Source organism: Microbispora sp. NPDC049633, assembly GCF_040675265.1.
Lineage (GTDB): Bacteria > Actinomycetota > Actinomycetes > Streptosporangiales > Streptosporangiaceae > Microbispora > Microbispora maris.
In genome coordinates, this window is record NZ_JBFAOO010000071.1 from 20,714 (window position 1) to 35,028 (window position 14,315).

16 protein-coding genes are annotated in these 14,315 nt (G+C 70.6%); 11 read left to right on the plus strand and 5 right to left on the minus strand.

Translation table 11 applies throughout. The features are described 5' to 3' along the window. Positions 1–355: 355 nt before the first annotated feature. From AB0J39_RS19750 to AB0J39_RS19760, 3 genes are all read left to right on the plus strand, one after another. Positions 356–841, plus strand: a complete 486-nt coding sequence (locus AB0J39_RS19750; protein ID WP_363466585.1) for a hypothetical protein — start codon at positions 356–358, stop codon at positions 839–841. A 443-nt stretch (positions 842–1,284) separates the two neighbouring features. Next, positions 1,285–1,845 carry a hypothetical protein gene (locus AB0J39_RS19755; protein ID WP_363466588.1) on the plus strand — a complete coding sequence of 187 codons (561 nt, stop codon included), beginning with the start codon at positions 1,285–1,287 and terminating at the stop codon, positions 1,843–1,845. Positions 1,846–2,109: 264 nt separating this feature from the next. After that, positions 2,110–3,864, plus strand: coding sequence for a DEAD/DEAH box helicase (locus AB0J39_RS19760; RefSeq protein WP_363466590.1), 1,755 nt, complete (start codon positions 2,110–2,112; stop codon positions 3,862–3,864). A gap of 258 nt (positions 3,865–4,122) precedes the next feature. Here AB0J39_RS19760 and AB0J39_RS19765 read toward each other — a convergent pair whose 3' ends face one another. Beyond that, the gene (locus AB0J39_RS19765) at positions 4,123–4,863 is read right to left on the minus strand and encodes a hypothetical protein (RefSeq protein ID WP_363466592.1); all 741 of its coding nucleotides are present in this window, start codon (positions 4,861–4,863) and stop codon (positions 4,123–4,125) included. Positions 4,864–5,323: 460 nt separating this feature from the next. Between AB0J39_RS19765 and AB0J39_RS19770 the strand changes: the two genes are divergently transcribed. Beyond that, positions 5,324–5,824 carry a SigE family RNA polymerase sigma factor gene (locus AB0J39_RS19770; RefSeq protein WP_363466594.1) on the plus strand — a complete coding sequence of 167 codons (501 nt, stop codon included), beginning with the start codon at positions 5,324–5,326 and terminating at the stop codon, positions 5,822–5,824. Beyond that, positions 5,821–6,657 (plus strand): hypothetical protein, encoded by an 837-nt coding sequence (locus tag AB0J39_RS19775; RefSeq protein WP_363466597.1) that lies wholly within the window; start codon positions 5,821–5,823, stop codon positions 6,655–6,657. Before AB0J39_RS19770 ends, AB0J39_RS19775 begins: the two co-directional genes overlap by 4 nt. 21 nt (positions 6,658–6,678) lie before the next feature. Here the strand turns inward: AB0J39_RS19775 and AB0J39_RS19780 are convergent, their stop codons facing one another. The 3 genes from AB0J39_RS19780 to AB0J39_RS19790 form a co-directional block, all read right to left on the minus strand. Continuing rightward, positions 6,679–7,320, minus strand: coding sequence for a hypothetical protein (locus AB0J39_RS19780; RefSeq protein ID WP_363466600.1), 642 nt, complete (start codon positions 7,318–7,320; stop codon positions 6,679–6,681). A gap of 185 nt (positions 7,321–7,505) precedes the next feature. Next, positions 7,506–8,078: a nicotinamidase gene (locus AB0J39_RS19785; RefSeq protein ID WP_363466602.1), complete on the minus strand. Its 573-nt coding sequence runs from the start codon at positions 8,076–8,078 to the stop codon at positions 7,506–7,508. A 64-nt stretch (positions 8,079–8,142) separates the two neighbouring features. Further along, on the minus strand, positions 8,143–9,420 hold the full coding sequence (locus tag AB0J39_RS19790; protein WP_363466619.1) for a nicotinate phosphoribosyltransferase: 1,278 nt from the start codon (positions 9,418–9,420) through the stop codon (positions 8,143–8,145). 45 nt (positions 9,421–9,465) lie between these two features. Here AB0J39_RS19790 and clpS point away from each other — a divergent pair, with 45 nt between their 5' ends. The 5 genes from clpS to AB0J39_RS19815 all read left to right on the plus strand — a co-directional run bounded on the left by clpS (position 9,466) and on the right by AB0J39_RS19815 (position 12,204). After that, entirely contained in the window at positions 9,466–9,753 is a 288-nt protein-coding gene (clpS, locus tag AB0J39_RS19795; RefSeq protein ID WP_346226211.1) for an ATP-dependent Clp protease adapter ClpS, read from the plus strand. Between the two features lie 32 nt (positions 9,754–9,785). Further along, a complete protein-coding gene (locus tag AB0J39_RS19800; protein ID WP_363466605.1) occupies positions 9,786–10,277 on the plus strand; it encodes a DUF2017 domain-containing protein in 492 nt (163 codons plus the stop codon). 10 nt (positions 10,278–10,287) lie between these two features. Next, on the plus strand, positions 10,288–10,704 hold the full coding sequence (locus AB0J39_RS19805; RefSeq protein ID WP_363466607.1) for a M67 family metallopeptidase: 417 nt from the start codon (positions 10,288–10,290) through the stop codon (positions 10,702–10,704). A 273-nt stretch (positions 10,705–10,977) separates the two neighbouring features. Further along, positions 10,978–11,256: a MoaD/ThiS family protein gene (locus AB0J39_RS19810; RefSeq protein WP_363466610.1), complete on the plus strand. Its 279-nt coding sequence runs from the start codon at positions 10,978–10,980 to the stop codon at positions 11,254–11,256. Next, positions 11,257–12,204 carry a cysteine synthase gene (locus tag AB0J39_RS19815; RefSeq protein WP_346226213.1) on the plus strand — a complete coding sequence of 316 codons (948 nt, stop codon included), beginning with the start codon at positions 11,257–11,259 and terminating at the stop codon, positions 12,202–12,204. 112 nt (positions 12,205–12,316) lie between these two features. Here AB0J39_RS19815 and AB0J39_RS19820 read toward each other — a convergent pair whose 3' ends face one another. Continuing rightward, positions 12,317–13,939: a DUF3352 domain-containing protein gene (locus tag AB0J39_RS19820; protein ID WP_363466613.1), complete on the minus strand. Its 1,623-nt coding sequence runs from the start codon at positions 13,937–13,939 to the stop codon at positions 12,317–12,319. Positions 13,940–14,110: 171 nt separating this feature from the next. On the opposite strand from AB0J39_RS19820, the gene AB0J39_RS19825 reads away from it, so the two are divergent. Beyond that, positions 14,111–14,315: acyl-CoA thioesterase domain-containing protein (locus tag AB0J39_RS19825; protein WP_363466616.1), on the plus strand; the 205-nt coding region annotated here is incomplete at its 3' end.

Here is a 14,315-nt window from a genome sequence, read left to right on the forward strand (position 1 = left end):
GGCGCGTGTCATGGTCCCACCGGTCGGCGGGCCTGTTGGGCCGGATTCGGAGGTCGGCGGGGGCGGCATGAATCGCGACAAAAAGGCAACGAGGGGGGCGGGCGCGGAAACATTCGTTCATAGTGGTCGGCTTTGAACTAGCCGTAACTTATGTTTGCCGTGCACCGAAAGGTGTCGCGGTGCCTGCGTTCCCATGGGGAGGTAGCTTCGGCATCGCATCGCTCGAAAAGTGCGGTGACCCGGAAAGTCCAATTCTCGTCATTGGGAGGGAAATCAGTTGATTTCTCCTAGGAGCACTTCGGTTTCAGGCCCGCACGCCGTCGGTCGCCTCCTCACCTGGGCCGCCGCGACGTCGGTGGTCGGCGCGCTTGTGGGACTGTCGGCCCCGCTCGCCGCCAGTGCCGACACCGCGACGACGAGGCCTGCCGCCGACCGCCCCTTCAGCGTGCCGGCGTCGGTGCCGCTTCACGTCAACGGAGACGAACCGAAGCACGGAAAGGAGCCGATCCGGTGGCTCGACTCCACTATCGTCCGGGACACGCCAGGCGGCGCGACCAACTTCGCCGTGTCCGCCAACAACGGGGCCCCGTTCGTCTTCGACCCCCGTAGCACGCCGCTCGGCTGGCAGAGCCTGCGGCGCGTGCCGGGCAGCCGGGGAGCCTTCGTGACCAACATCACCGCAACCGAGGACGCCAATTCGGCTCCCGGCCAGGCCAGGCTCGCGATTGTCGCGCGGACGTCCGACAGCAACATCTTCTTCACGATCTGCAACGTGAACAATCCTCTTCCGCAGGCGCCCGCGCCCCTGCCGTGCAGCCCCTGGGAGCGCCTGCGCAGCTGACGGCGGCGAGACGACTCACACCGACGGACCGACGGCCCGCAGGAGTTCAGTTTTCCTGCGGGCCGTCCGCATTCTCGTGCCGTACGCCGTTCCGGCGGGTCGATGTCCGAATTGATATGCATAGTTACTCGTGAGCTTCTCAAGCGGGCATGGTGGATTAAGTCGCTGATCTCGCGATTCGGCTGCTGAAGGGTGAATGACAGGACATGGGCTTACCGCCGAGACGACTTTGGTATAGGCGGGAAATCTGTTTGCTCATATCCGACAAGTGGTTCGCTGCTCGCGTTTCCTCCCCTAGGTATCTTCGATGTCGCATCGCACGAAAACGCGGTGACCCGGAAAGACCAATTCTCTCACCATGGGGGGAAATCAAATTGATTTCTCGTAGGAGCAGCTCGGCCTCTGGTTCGCGTGGCGCCGGTCGCCTGTCGATGTGGTCCGCCGTGGCCGCGGTGACATGCGCGACCGTTGGGCTGTCCGGTGCGGTCGCGGCGAGCGCGGCCCCGGCGAAGAACACCCCCGCCACTCAGGCGGCGACGAACCCCGCCGGGGACAAGGGCAAGGACAAGAAGATCCCCTACCCCCGTCTCGACGCGACCAACATCCTCACAGGCTTCACCGCCCGGACTATCGTGGCGACCGGGGGGCCCAACGTCAGCGCCCTGATCCCGCTGAGCTCTACTCATTACACTGGCTCGGCGCGCCGGGGCCACGTGTGGGTCAACGACGGCACGAGCTGGACCGACCTGACAACGAGGTTCGGGACCGGCTTCTTCTACGACATCGCACTGGCTCCATCGCCCAGCACGGCGCTCCCTGACCCGCTGCCCGCCACCCTCGTGCTTCCTGCGACGGGCGCTGCCGCCGGTCGCCTGAGGGTGACGGTGCGCAGGGCGGACGGCGCGATCCTCTTCTCGGACTGCACCGTCAGTTCCATCACCAACCTGACCGGTACGGTCCGGCCGCTGAGCGTCGGCAACTGCACTGCCCCCCAGTCTCTCTGACGATCCGCGGCGAGGCGTTACTCAGGGCGGAGGCTCTCGGACTCCAGGCTGTCCGAGGGCCTTCGCCCTGGTCGTGTACAACGTGCGGCGTCGGATGCCAGAGGCCGACGCCGACCACTGTGTGGCGACTGTCACAAGTGGTCAATTCGGACCACCCTGCGTGTGCGGGGCACGTCCTGTCGGTCGGGCGGGCTAGTCTGAATCCACTGTGAGGGAGCGAACCGATAGAGACACCAGTGTTCCGATGAGTTCGGGGAGGCGTCGTTGAGCGTTTCGGCCGCGTCCCACCTCTCCCCGTCCTACCCCGACAGAGCCGCCTGGGGCACCGCCCCGAAGTTGCGCGCGTGGCAGCAGCAGGCCTTCGACCTCTACTTCAGCCGCGAGCCGCGCGACTTCCTGACCGTCGCCACCCCCGGCGCCGGCAAGACGACGTACGCGCTGCGGATCGCCAGCGAGCTGCTCAGCCGTGGGATCGTGCGCGCGCTGACGATCGTCACCCCCACCGAGCACCTCAAGCGGCAGTGGGCCGACGCGGCAGCCAGGGTCGGAATCAGCATCGACCCCGAGTTCAAGAACAGCCAGGGCGCCACCTCCCGCGACTACGTCGGCGTCGCGGTCACGTACGCGCAGATCGCGATGCACCCGGCCCTGCACCGGGCCCGGACCGAGGCGCGCAAGACCCTGGTGATCTTCGACGAGATCCACCACGCCGGCGACGCCAAGTCGTGGGGCGACGGCATCCGTGAGGCGTTCGAGCCCGCGACCAGGCGACTCGGGCTGACCGGCACGCCGTTCCGATCCGACGACAGCCCGATCCCGTTCGTCACCTACGTCGAGGACGGCGAGGGGGCGATGCGGAGCGTCTCCGACTACTCCTACGGGTACGGCCCGGCCCTGGCCGACGGCGTCGTCCGGCCGGTCATCTTCCTGGCGTACTCGGGGGAGATGAAGTGGCGCACGCGGGCGGGCGACGAGATCGCCGCCACGCTCGGCACGCCGCTGACCAAGGACCAGCTGTCGCAGGCGTGGCGGGCTGCCCTCGACCCGAAGGGCGACTGGATCCGCCAGGTCATCCACGCGGCCGATCGGCGCCTCACCGAGGTGCGGCGGGGTGTGCCCGACGCGGGCGGGCTGGTCATCGCCTCCGACCACGAGTCGGCCCGCGCCTACGCCCGGCACATTCGTGCGGTGACCGGCGAGGGAGCCGAGGTCGTGCTCTCCGACGACCCGGGCGCGTCCCAGAAGATCAAGGACTTCGGTGCCTCCGACCGGCGCTGGCTGGTCGCGGTCCGGATGGTCTCCGAGGGCGTCGACATCCCCCGGCTGTGCGTCGGGGTCTACGCCACGAGCACCTCGACCCCGCTGTTCTTCGCCCAGGCCGTCGGGCGTTTCGTCCGCGCCCGCAAACGTGGCGAGACCGCGTCGGTCTTCCTGCCCTCGGTGCCCGTCCTCATGGGCCTGGCGGGCGAGATGGAGGAAGAGCGCGACCACGTGCTGGGCCGCCGCCGCGACGAGGACGGGCTCGACGACCTGCTGCTGGAGCAGGCACAGCAGGAGAAGAAGCAGCCCGACGCGCTCGGCGACGAGCTGCCCTTCCAGACGCTGGAGGCCTCGGCGACCTTCGACCGGGTGCTGTTCGACGGCGGCGAGTTCGGCACCGCCGCCGCACCCGGCTCGCCTGAGGAGGAGGACTTCATCGGCCTGCCCGGCCTGCTGGAGCCCGACCAGGTGGCCTCGTTGCTGCGCAAGCGCCAGGCCGACCAGCAGGCGGCCAAGCGCAAGACCAAGAAAAGCGAGGAGCCTGCTCCCGCCCTCGCGCCGCACGAGCAGCTCGCCGAGCTCCGCAAGGAGCTGAACGGCCTCGTCGGCGCGTGGAACCACCGCACCGGCCAGCCGCACGGCGTCATCCATGCCGAGCTGCGCCGGGCCTGCGGTGGCCCCGCCATCGCCCAGGCGACGGCGGAACAGGTCCGCGAGCGCATCGCGATGATCCGCAAGTGGGCCACCCAGCGCAAATGACCCAGCCGTCGTCCCACCTGCGCCGTACGGCTTCCGCGTGATCCGGCGAAGTACGCCGCGGAGCCGCCCAGGTGTCTCCTGACGGTATGTCGCCCACCCCGTGCCGGATCGCGGCTCGCCGGTCCCGTGCGGAGCGGCGAGCCGCGCTCGTCTTCCCTCCGGCTACCGGTGCGGGTCAGGAGGACCTACGGCACCACGCCTCGCGTCCCGGGGCGTTACCTGCGCTCATCGGTCGGCTTCGGATCGCGGACGTGCCGCTCAGGCGGATTCCTCCGCCTGGCCGTGCTCGGCATGCTCCACGCGCCGAGGGTCCGGCCGGTTGACGAGGTTGCTCATCCGGACCTGGGCGTAGACATCCTCCAACCGGGTCAGGACCGAGTCGAACATCGTCCTGTTCAAGTCGGTCATCCTGCCGATGTGGCCGGTCATGCCGTCGACCTGTTCCATCATCGTGACCAACTGGCCGCTCATCGCGTCGACCCGGGTGGTGAGGCCGTCGACGCGGCCGGTCAGGGCCCCGACCTGATCGGTGAGTCCGTCGACACGGGCGGTGAGCACGTTCACCTGTCCGGTGAGGGTGTCGACCCGGTTGGTGAGTGTGTCCACGCGGGTGGTGAGGCCGTCCACCCGGCCGGTCAGGACCTCGACCTGTCCCCCGAGGGTCTCGACCTGTCCGGTGAGGGTGTCCACCCGGCCGGTCAGGATATCGACCCGATTGCTGAGTTCGTCGATGCGGCCATCCAGGCGCGCGATCTCGCGGTCCACGTGGTCGAACCGGCGGCCGGCGGCGGCCATCTGGCTCTTGAGGACGCCGATGTCCGTTCTCGTCTGCTCTCCGATCTGCTCGATCCGGGTGAGCCGCTCGCTTATCGCGTCGACCTTGACCCAGATCATCTGCTGGGCGTCATAAGCGCGTATCGTCGCCTCCAGGCGGCTGCTCTTGCCGACACCGACCATTTCCTGCTCCAGGAGTTCGACGCGTTCCTCGAGCGTCAACATGCATGTCCTCCGATGCTGCTCGCAGCGTAGCCGAGGCTCGCTGGGGGGAAGTAGGGGCGCTGCGGGTGCGCGGAGGTAATTGCTATCAGCTCGGAGGCCGCCGGGATGAGAATGTTCACGGCGGATTTCGTGAGGCTCCGTCAGCGGGGTGGAATATTTCGCTATCGGTGTGACGAATATTCACCTGGCTCCGCGTGTTCTGTGCCGCATGCCCTCATTTCCCGCGATATATGAACGGCACTTTGTCGCCCTCGCCACACAGTGCGCTATGAGATGGGCTAGGGAGCGGTGGTGGCGGGCGGCCGGGCCGAGCCGGAGGCTGAGGGAGGCCAGGCCCTGCTCCACGCCTACGGGCACGTGCTCAAGGATCTTGTCGGCGGGTGGAAACCACCGCTTCTGTCATCCGAACGCGCCTCCCGGGCGGTAGTCATCGCCGGAGACGACGAGACGGAGATGATCGATGGACGACGGGTTCGCCGACTATGTGGCACAGCGGCATTCACGGCTGTGCCGGATGGCGTATCTCCTCGCCCGGGACTGGGGCACGGCCGAGGACCTGGTGCAGACCGCGCTGGCGAAGGCGTGGCTGGCCTGGCGGCGGATCGAGGGCAACCCCGACCCGTACGTCTACCGGATCATCGTGAACACCCACGCCTCGTGGTGGCGCAGGCGCTGGCGCGGGGAGATCCCGGCAGAGACGCTTCCCGAGACGGCCGATCCCCGCGACGAGGCCGCCGAGGTGGACGACCAGGCCGCGCTGTGGAGCGCGATCGGCACGCTCTCCCCGCGCCAGCGCGCGGTGATCGTCCTGCACTACTACGAGGGACGGACGCTCGCCCAGGTCGCCGACATCGTCGGCTGCTCACTGGGAGCGGTGAAGACCCAGCTCAGCAGGGCTCTCACCCGTCTTCGCGTCGACCCGGACGTCCGGACCATGAGCATGGAGAGGGCCAAGCGATGAGACACACCGAGAGCGACCTGCGCACTCTGCTGGACGAGCACGGCCGGGCACCCGCCGGACGGGAGCCGGCCGCCCCTCTCGACGTGATCGTCCGGCGAGGCCGGCGCATGCGCCGCACCCGGCGGGCGATGACGGCCGGGGTGGCGGTGGCCTGCACCGTCACCGCTGTTGTGCTGGGAAACGACCTGCTGACCGGCCCACCCCGGGCCGACCGTACGACAGTCGCCGCGCAGCCCACCGGTTCCGCCCAGGCCGCGCGCTGGCCGAAGCTCCCCGACGCGATGCCCGTGGTGCTGGGAGCGCAGAAGTTCGACCTGCACCCCATCCGCACCTGGAGGTTCGAGACGGTGGGCGCCGGGCAGACGCTGACCTTCACCCCGACGAGCTATCTCACCGGTTCCAGAGTGGTCTGCGGCGACCCCCAGGCGTGGGTGGTCGTGGAGATGCCGCTCAAGAGTGGCGAGATGGGCGGCACGACCGGACGGTGCGGGGACTCGGCGGGCGGCGGGCACCACGACCGGAAGTCGGCGCCGTCCGGCTGGCTGCAACGCCCGCAGTCCATCCGGATCTGGGTTTTTCCGGCGGACGCCCCGGTGCGGGAGGCGGCATGCCGGGCGCTCCCGAAGGAGTGTGACGAGCCCGCACTCGCCGAGGGCCGGGCGTTGTGGCGCCCCGAGGTGCGCGACCGGTTGTCGGCCATGATCGGCGAGCAGCCCGGCAGGTGGGCCGCCGGGATCTACGACCGCGCCGACGAGGTGCCACCCGCACCGGACGGCGACCCCCCGGCAGGCACCGACGACCATTTCGAGGTCACGTCGACGCCGGCCGGCTGAGGCCGCACGGGCGGTCTCCCGTCACGAGATGTGGGAGCGCAGGGGGATCTTGGTCCCGGTCTGGCCGTTGATGGCCACGTAGCGGCGGTGGTGCCGGGTGACCGGGCTGAGCCTGAGGCTGAGGGAGGCCGTTCCCTGCTCCACGCGCACGGGCACGTGGTGCGCTCCCTCGGGGTGCCTCGCCTGGGGGGCGGTGGCGCCCTCCTGCACCCAGATGCGCAGCCGGTGCCCGGCCTGGTGGACGGCCACCGTGGCGGTGTCGCACTGCGCGGGCGACGCGGGCCAGTACACCGTGAGGCCGTGCAGGGACCTGCCGCGGAACGACAGTCGTACGGCCTCGGGGTCGGGGATGCGGGAATCGCAGGCGGGAGAACCGGTCGGGGCCGGAGACGGCGCCGCGACCGCACCGGTGGAGGGCGCCACTCCCGCCGGCGGGCCGGCGTCGGTGTGAGGGGCGCGGACGGCGACCGTCCGGGCGGGGGTCCGGGCGGCCTCCTGGGTGAACCCCACGACCATCGTGGCCGCCTGCAGGGCCGCGAGCGTGAGCGCGCCCGTGACGCGGAGCAGTCCCCGGTGGCCGCGGCCGAAGAGCAGCCAGACGCAGACCGGGGTCAGGACGAGCCAGGTGAGGCCGAGCAGGAACGCGAACATCGGGGCCGCCAATCCACGAAGGGTCGTCGCTCTAGGTAATACACCGATGACTCTACGTGGTGAAGACGTTGGCATCCGATTCCGCGCGGTCGTGTCCCCGCGGATGACCGGCGGGCCGCGTGCGGGAGCCGGGCCGGGACAGGTCGTGTCCGCCGGCCCATAGCGGGAGTGCCCGGGCCGGGGATGGACGTCGCGGGTCAGGAGCGGAGGACGGGCTCTCCGGTGAGCTCGACTCCGGCCTCCGCGAGGTGGGCGAGCGCCGACTCCGTCGTCTGCCTGGCCACGCCCGCGGTCAGGTCCAGCAGGACCCGTACGGCGAAGCCGCCGGCCGCCGCGTCGAGGGCGGTGGCCCGCACGCAGTGGTCGGTGGCGATCCCGACGACGTCCACGGCCTCCACGCCGCGTTCGCGCAGCCAGGCGGCCAGGCCCACGCCGTCTCCGGTGGCGCCCTCGAATCCGCTGTAGGCCGCCTGCCGGGCCCCCTTGCTGAAGACCTCCTCGACCTTCGCGGTGTCGAAGGCGGGGTGGAAGTCCGCGCCGGTGGTGCCGACCACGCAGTGCGGCGGCCACGAGTCGACGTAGTCGGGCTCGGCCGCGAAGTGGGCCCCCGGATCGACGTGGTAGTCGCGGGTGGCGACCACGTGGTCGTACGCGTGCTCCTGGACGTGGCGGCTGATCGCGACGGCCACGTCGGCGCCGCCGCCGACCGGCAGGCTGCCGCCCTCGCAGAAGTCGTTCTGCACGTCCACGACGACGAGCGCGGTCTTCATGGGATCACCTCACAGTGGCGATCGCGGAGGACCGGCGTCGTCCTCATGCGCCGGTCCTCCGCGATCACTTGAAAATAGTAGGGACTGCGGGGTCTCCGGGGGAGAGGCTGCACGCCTCCAGTGGTAACTCCGTCAAAGTCGCCCGGTGCCGGTCGCGGGCGGCCTCCAGGGGTTCGCGTCCGACGACCTTGCCGTCCCGCACGAGTTCGGCCAGCAGCGGGCGGTCATCCGCGTCCATCGGCTCGCGGGTGACCACCTCGGCGGTGGCGGTGCCGCCGCTGGTCCTGCGGTAGGCCCACTTGCGCCCGCCGACGCTGGGCTTGCCGACGGACGCCTTGGCGACGGGCTGGAGGACTCCCGCGTGGTCCTCTCTGGCGACGAGCTTGTAGACGAGGCTGGCCGTCGGATGGCCCGAGCCGGTGGACAGGGCGGTGCCCACGCCGTAGGCGTCCACCGGCGCCGCCGCCAGCGCCGCGATCGCGAACTCGTCGAGGTCGCTGGTGACGACGATCCGCGTGCGGTCCGCGCCCAGCTCGTCGAGCAGGCGGCGCACCTCCACGGCCACCACCGCGAGGTCGCCGGAGTCGATGCGCACCGCGCCGAGGCCGGGCCCGGCCAGCTCCACCGCGGTGCGTACGGCCTTGGCGACGTCGTAGGTGTCCACGAGCAGGGTGGTGCCGCGGCCGAGGGAGTCGAGCTGGGCCCGGAAGGCGTCCTCCTCCGAGTCGTGCAGCAGGGTGAACGCGTGGGCGGCGGTGCCCGCGGTCGGCACGCCGTACAGGTGACCGGCCATGAGGTTGGAGGTGGAGGCGAAGCCGCACAGGTAGGCGGCCCTGGCGGCGGCGACCGCGGCGTGCTCGTGCGTGCGCCGCGAGCCCATCTCGATGAGCGGCCGGTCGCCGGCGGCCTGGGCCATCCGGGAGGCGGCCGCCGCGATCGCGCAGTCGTGGTTGAGAATCGACAGGATCAGCGTCTCCAGCAGCACGGCCTCGGCGAACGTCCCCTCGACCACCATGATCGGCGAGCCGGGGAAGAACGCCTCGCCCTCGCGGTAGCCGTACACGTTGCCGGAGAAGCGGTAGCCGGCGAGAAACTCGCCGGTCGGCTCGTCCACGATCCCGGCCGAGCACAGGTAGTCGATGTCCTGCTCGTCGAAGCGGAAGTCCTCCAGCGCGTCGAGGAATCGCCCGGTGCCGGCCACCACCCCGTAGCGCCGTCCCCCCGGCAGCCGGCGGGCGAACACCTCGAAGACCGCCCGGCGGTGCGCCGCGCCGCTCGCCAGCGCGGCCTGGAGCATCGTCAGTTCGTACTGGTCGGTCAGCAGGGCCGTGCCCGTGGTCATGCGCACGTGTCGAAGACTACGACGGTCGTGGTGCAGGATGGTTACGTGGGTAGCACAGCTCCAGCCGAGGTCGAGCGTCCGTCGTCGGACGTGCGCCCCGATCTGCCGTGGCTCACGATCGTGTGGAACGACCCGGTCAACCTGATGTCGTACGTCACGTACGTCTTCCAGGCCGTGTTCGGCTATCCCCGTGAGAAGGCCGAGAAGCTGATGATGGACGTCCACCACAAGGGCAAGGCCGTCGTGGCCAGCGGCACCCGGGAGGAGATGGAGCGCGACGTGCAGATCCTCCATTCCTACGGCCTGTGGGCCACCGTCCAGCAGGACAAATGATGAGCTCGGGCTTCAGGGCGACGAGTGACGGGGTGACCGTCCATCTGGACGCGGGTGAGGTGTCGATCCTGCGCTCGCTGGTGTCGCAGGTGCTCGGTCTGGTCGAGCCGGGGACCACCGGCGACGACCCGCTGGAGCGCGCCCTCGGCATCGGCGCGGCGGCCCCGTCGGCCGACCCCGTGCTCGCGCGCCTGTTCCCCTCGGCATACGCCGACGACGAGGAGGCGGCGCAGGAGTTCCGGCGCTACACGGAGGCGACGCTGCGCGACGGCAAGCGGGCCGACGCGACCACGCTGCTGGAGACGGCGGAGCCGGGCCGTCTCACGCTCACCGCCGAGCAGGGACAGGCGTGGCTGCGGGCGCTCAACGACGTCCGCCTCGCGCTCGGCGTGCGGCTGGAGGTCACCGAGGAGGTCCACGAGGAGATCGCCCGGATGCCCGAGGACGACCCCCGCTATCCCTCGTTCGTGATCTACGACTGGCTGACCTACCTGCAGGACACCCTCGTCAGGGCGCTTTGGTAGGTTTCCCAGCATGCTGACGATCTCACGCGAGCTGGTCGAAAAGATCGTGGCCCACGCCCGGGCCGACCACCCCGACGAGGCGTGCGGCGTCCTGGCCGGGCCCGCCGGGTCCGACCGTCCCGAGCGGTTCGTCCCGATGGAGAACGCCGAGCGCTCTCCGACGTTCTACCGCTTCGACTCGATGGAGCAGTTCCGCGTGTGGCGGGAGATGGACGACCGCGACGAGGTCCCGGTCGTGATCTACCACTCCCACACCGCCACCGAGGCGTACCCGTCCCGTACGGACATCAGCTACGCCTCCGAGCCCGACGCCCACTACGTGCTGGTGTCGACCGCCTCTGAGGAGGAGACGCCCTTCCGGTCCTACCGGATCGTGGACGGCGTCGTCACGGAGGAGGAAGTCAAGATCGTCGAGTCGTACGGTTAAACTGAAGTTATGCCCATCGATGACGCTCGTCCCGTGTCGTCACCGGCTGTCCTGTCGCGCCGGGTACGCCCGGAGTCTCCTGTTCAGGCGTTCCTCTTCGCGCACACGCCTACCGTCGTCGTCTACGACTGTCGCTGACCCGGCCGCCCCGGCGGAGGCGCCGCACGCGCCCGCCGGGCGGATGACCGCTGGAATCGACTCCCACCTGACCATGTTTCACTCAGGTGAACGCCCACCATCATGACGACCCCTGATCAAGGAGATTGAGCCGACATGGCTATCGAGGTCCGCATTCCGACCATCCTCCGCAGCTACACCGATGGCGCCAAGGCGGTCAACGCCAAGGGAGCGACCCTCGAAGAGCTGATCGGCGACCTGGAGGCGCGCCACCCCGGCCTGAAGGACCGGCTGGTGGACGATTCCGGGCTGCGCCGCTTCGTCAACGTCTACCTCAACGACGAGGACGTACGTTTCCTCGGCGGGCTCGGCACCCCCGTCGCCGACGGCGACACCGTGACCGTGCTCCCGGCCGTCGCGGGCGGAGCGCGCTGAATGCGCTTCGACTCGTTGATCGACTCGGTCGGGCGCACCCCGCTGGTGGGTCTGCCCAGGCTGTCGCCGTCTCCTGACGTACGGATCTGGGCGAAGCTGGAGGACCGCAACCCGACCGGGTCGGTCAAGGACCGGCCGGCGCTGTGGATGATCGAGCAGGCCGAGAAGGACGGGCTGCTCACGCCGGGATGCACGATCCTGGAGCCGACCTCCGGCAACACCGGCATCTCGCTGGCGATGTCGGCCCGGCTCAAGGGCTACCGGCTGATCTGCGTCATGCCGGAGAACACCTCGGAGGAGCGCCGCCAGCTGCTGCGCATGTGGGGTGCGGAGATCATCTCCTCGCCGGCCGCGGGCGGCTCCAACGAGGCGGTGCGGGTCGCCAAGGGCCTCGCGGCCGAGCACCCCGACTGGGTGATGCTCTACCAGTACGGCAACCCCGCCAACTGGCGTTCCCACTACGAGTCGACCGGGCCGGAGATCCTCGCGGACCTGCCGACCGTGACCCACTTCGTCGCCGGGCTCGGCACGACCGGCACGCTCATGGGCGTCGGCCGCTACCTGCGCGAGCAGGTGCCCGACGTGAAGATCGTCGCCGCCGAGCCGCGGTACGGCGAGCTGGTCTACGGCCTGCGCAACGTGGACGAGGGGTTCGTGCCCGAGCTGTACGACGCGTCCGTGCTGACCACCCGCTACTCGGTGACCTCGGCCGACGCGCTGCGCCGGACCCGTGAGCTGCTGGCCGCCGAGGGCATCTTCGCGGGCATCTCGACGGGCTGCGCCCTGCACGCCGCCCTGGGCATGGCGCGCAAGGCCGTCCAGGCCGGCGAGCGGGCCGACATCGTGTTCATCGTGGCCGACGGCGGGTGGAAGTATCTGTCGACCGGCGCCTACGAGGGGACCCTCGACGAGGCGGAGGACCGTCTCGAAGGCCAGCTCTGGGCCTGACTCCCGGCCCGGCTGTCACGACCGACCGGCTCACCCCGCCCGCTCCGGCGAGGGTGGGCCGGAGTTCCGTTTCGGGCGGGATGAGCCGGAGCATGAGGGCCGGCCGCAGGGGTCAGTTCAAGACGACCCTGAGCGTGAAGGCCGAGCCGTCCTCGCCCTGGGTGCCGCTCAGGCCGATCGCCCGCAGCTTCTCGACGTCCGCGCGCGCCTGGCCCGGCACACTGTCCAGGTAGAGCTTCTCCAGCCGGTCGAGGTCGGCGTACACGGCGTAGGTCGCCTTACCGGCGTCCGGGACCGCCAGGCGGAAGGTCTCGCTCTCGCCGAGCGCGCCGGCCGCGCCCAGGGCCGCGGCGTACTCCTGGGTGCTCGCGATCACGAACCGTCCGTCGCCCTCGGCGGTGGCGATGTCGGCGGATCTCTCCATGCCGTTCAGATGGGTCTTCACCCGGTTCACCAGGTCCTGCGCCTTGGCGGTGTCGGTCGTCAGCACGGCGCCCACGCGGGGCAGCGCGCCGTCCAGGTCCTGCTCGTCCAGGGCGAGCGTGAAGGTGCGGCCCAGCAGCGTCACGAGGTCGTCCGGCACGGACAGGCCGTACTGCGCCCGCGCCCCGTCGAGGGTCTGCCTGAGCATCTCGCCGCCCGGGCCGCCCGCCGCCTGCTCGATCGACGGCCACTGCTCGCGCAGCATGTCGCCCAGGCCGGAGAACGAGGCCGCCGCGACCGTGGAGGCGGGCAGCTCGCCGATCTTCGCCGGCTCGGGCCGGACCTTCGTGGGCGTCCCGCCGCGGGTGATCCCGGCCAGCTCGGCGTAGTCGCCGGAGAACCGGAGGGCGCCGGCGAACCGCATCCCCTTGAGCTGCGGCAGCGCGAGCGTGGCGGAGGCGTCGGCCCAGCCGGCCTCGGCGACCTTCTCCACGTCCATCCAGAACGACAGCACGCCCTGCTCACCCAGCGCCTTGAGGTCGTCGGCGAAGCGCGGGTCGCCGGACAGCGGCGCGGCCTTGACGTACTCGTCGGCCAGCTGCTGGCTCATGGCGATGACGGCGTACCCGTCGCGGAACGCCAGGCCGCCCTTCCCGTCGCCGAGGCCCAGCTTGCCGATGCCGGTCCGGGCCGCCGCCTCGTCCTTCACCTGTACGGCGAGCGCCCCGACGGGGTCGCCGCCGCCGGCCGCCGGAAGCACGGCGAGGCCGACGCGGTCGCCGAGCCAGGGTTCGACGTCCCTGGCGTAGTCGACCTTGGAAAGGCCGGGGTCGTCCTTCTGCAGCGCGGTGACGAGGGCCTTGCGCGGGTCGTCGCCGCCGAAGGAGTCGCGGGTGGCCGAGAACTTGCGGGCGATGCCGAACAGGGCGAGCTTCTGCCCGGCCGCCGGGTCGAGGTCGAGCCGGACGTAGGCCAGCGCGTTCGCCGGCAGCACGTCCTGCGGCTGCGTGCCGCCGCCGCTGAGCTTCGAGGCGGCCCACACCCCGCCGCCGCCGACCAGGCCGACGAAGACGGCGGCCACCAGCGCGAGGATCCAGCCGCGCCCCCGCCTGGCCCGGCCCGGGGGAGACGGCGGGGCGGCCAGGGTGACGGAACCGATCTCCTCGGGCTCGGTCCAGGACGGCATCCGCACGGTGTGCGCCTCGCCTACGGCCGGAGGGCGGGGAACGCGATAGGCGACGGTGCGGTCGAGGTCGGGCTCGTCACGCGGCTGCCAGGGGCTCGGGTTCTGCGGGGAGGTGTCGGGGGACATGGGGCTCACTCACATGCGTCGTCGTCGGGTACGCCGCGAAGCTAGGCCCGGCCGGTAGCGGTGCGCTTGCAGGCCGCTTGACCGCTTGACCCGCGAGCCGCCGGGCGGTCCGCCGGAGTGTCACGCTAAAGTAATCACCAGAACAAAATTCGGTAGAGCGGCGAGGGGCGCATGACCAAGTTCGACGAGGCGACGCAGGCCATCCGGGTCGACGACACCACCTACGACGTGTGTCTCGACGACGGATACTCCATCGGAGGGCCGCTGAACGGCGGCTACCTCATGGCCACGATGCTGCGCGCCGTGGTGGACGCCTCTCCGCACGCGCACCCGGTCTCCACCGGCGCCCAGTTCCTCCGGGTGGCCCGGCCCGGCC

What these genes read in the sequence shown, in the direction of transcription:
- AB0J39_RS19765 (WP_363466592.1), bottom strand. Translation starts at nt 4,863, where the DNA reads ATGTTGACGCTCGAGGAACGCGTCGAACTCCTGGAGCAGGAAATGGTC.
- AB0J39_RS19770 (WP_363466594.1), top strand. Translation starts at nt 5,324, where the DNA reads ATGGACGACGGGTTCGCCGACTATGTGGCACAGCGGCATTCACGGCTG.
- AB0J39_RS19775 (WP_363466597.1), top strand. Translation starts at nt 5,821, where the DNA reads ATGAGACACACCGAGAGCGACCTGCGCACTCTGCTGGACGAGCACGGC.
- AB0J39_RS19785 (WP_363466602.1), bottom strand. Translation starts at nt 8,078, where the DNA reads ATGAAGACCGCGCTCGTCGTCGTGGACGTGCAGAACGACTTCTGCGAG.
- AB0J39_RS19790 (WP_363466619.1), bottom strand. Translation starts at nt 9,420, where the DNA reads ATGACCACGGGCACGGCCCTGCTGACCGACCAGTACGAACTGACGATG.
- AB0J39_RS19805 (WP_363466607.1), top strand. Translation starts at nt 10,288, where the DNA reads ATGCTGACGATCTCACGCGAGCTGGTCGAAAAGATCGTGGCCCACGCC.
- AB0J39_RS19810 (WP_363466610.1), top strand. Translation starts at nt 10,978, where the DNA reads ATGGCTATCGAGGTCCGCATTCCGACCATCCTCCGCAGCTACACCGAT.
- AB0J39_RS19815 (WP_346226213.1), top strand. Translation starts at nt 11,257, where the DNA reads ATGCGCTTCGACTCGTTGATCGACTCGGTCGGGCGCACCCCGCTGGTG.
- AB0J39_RS19820 (WP_363466613.1), bottom strand. Translation starts at nt 13,939, where the DNA reads ATGTCCCCCGACACCTCCCCGCAGAACCCGAGCCCCTGGCAGCCGCGT.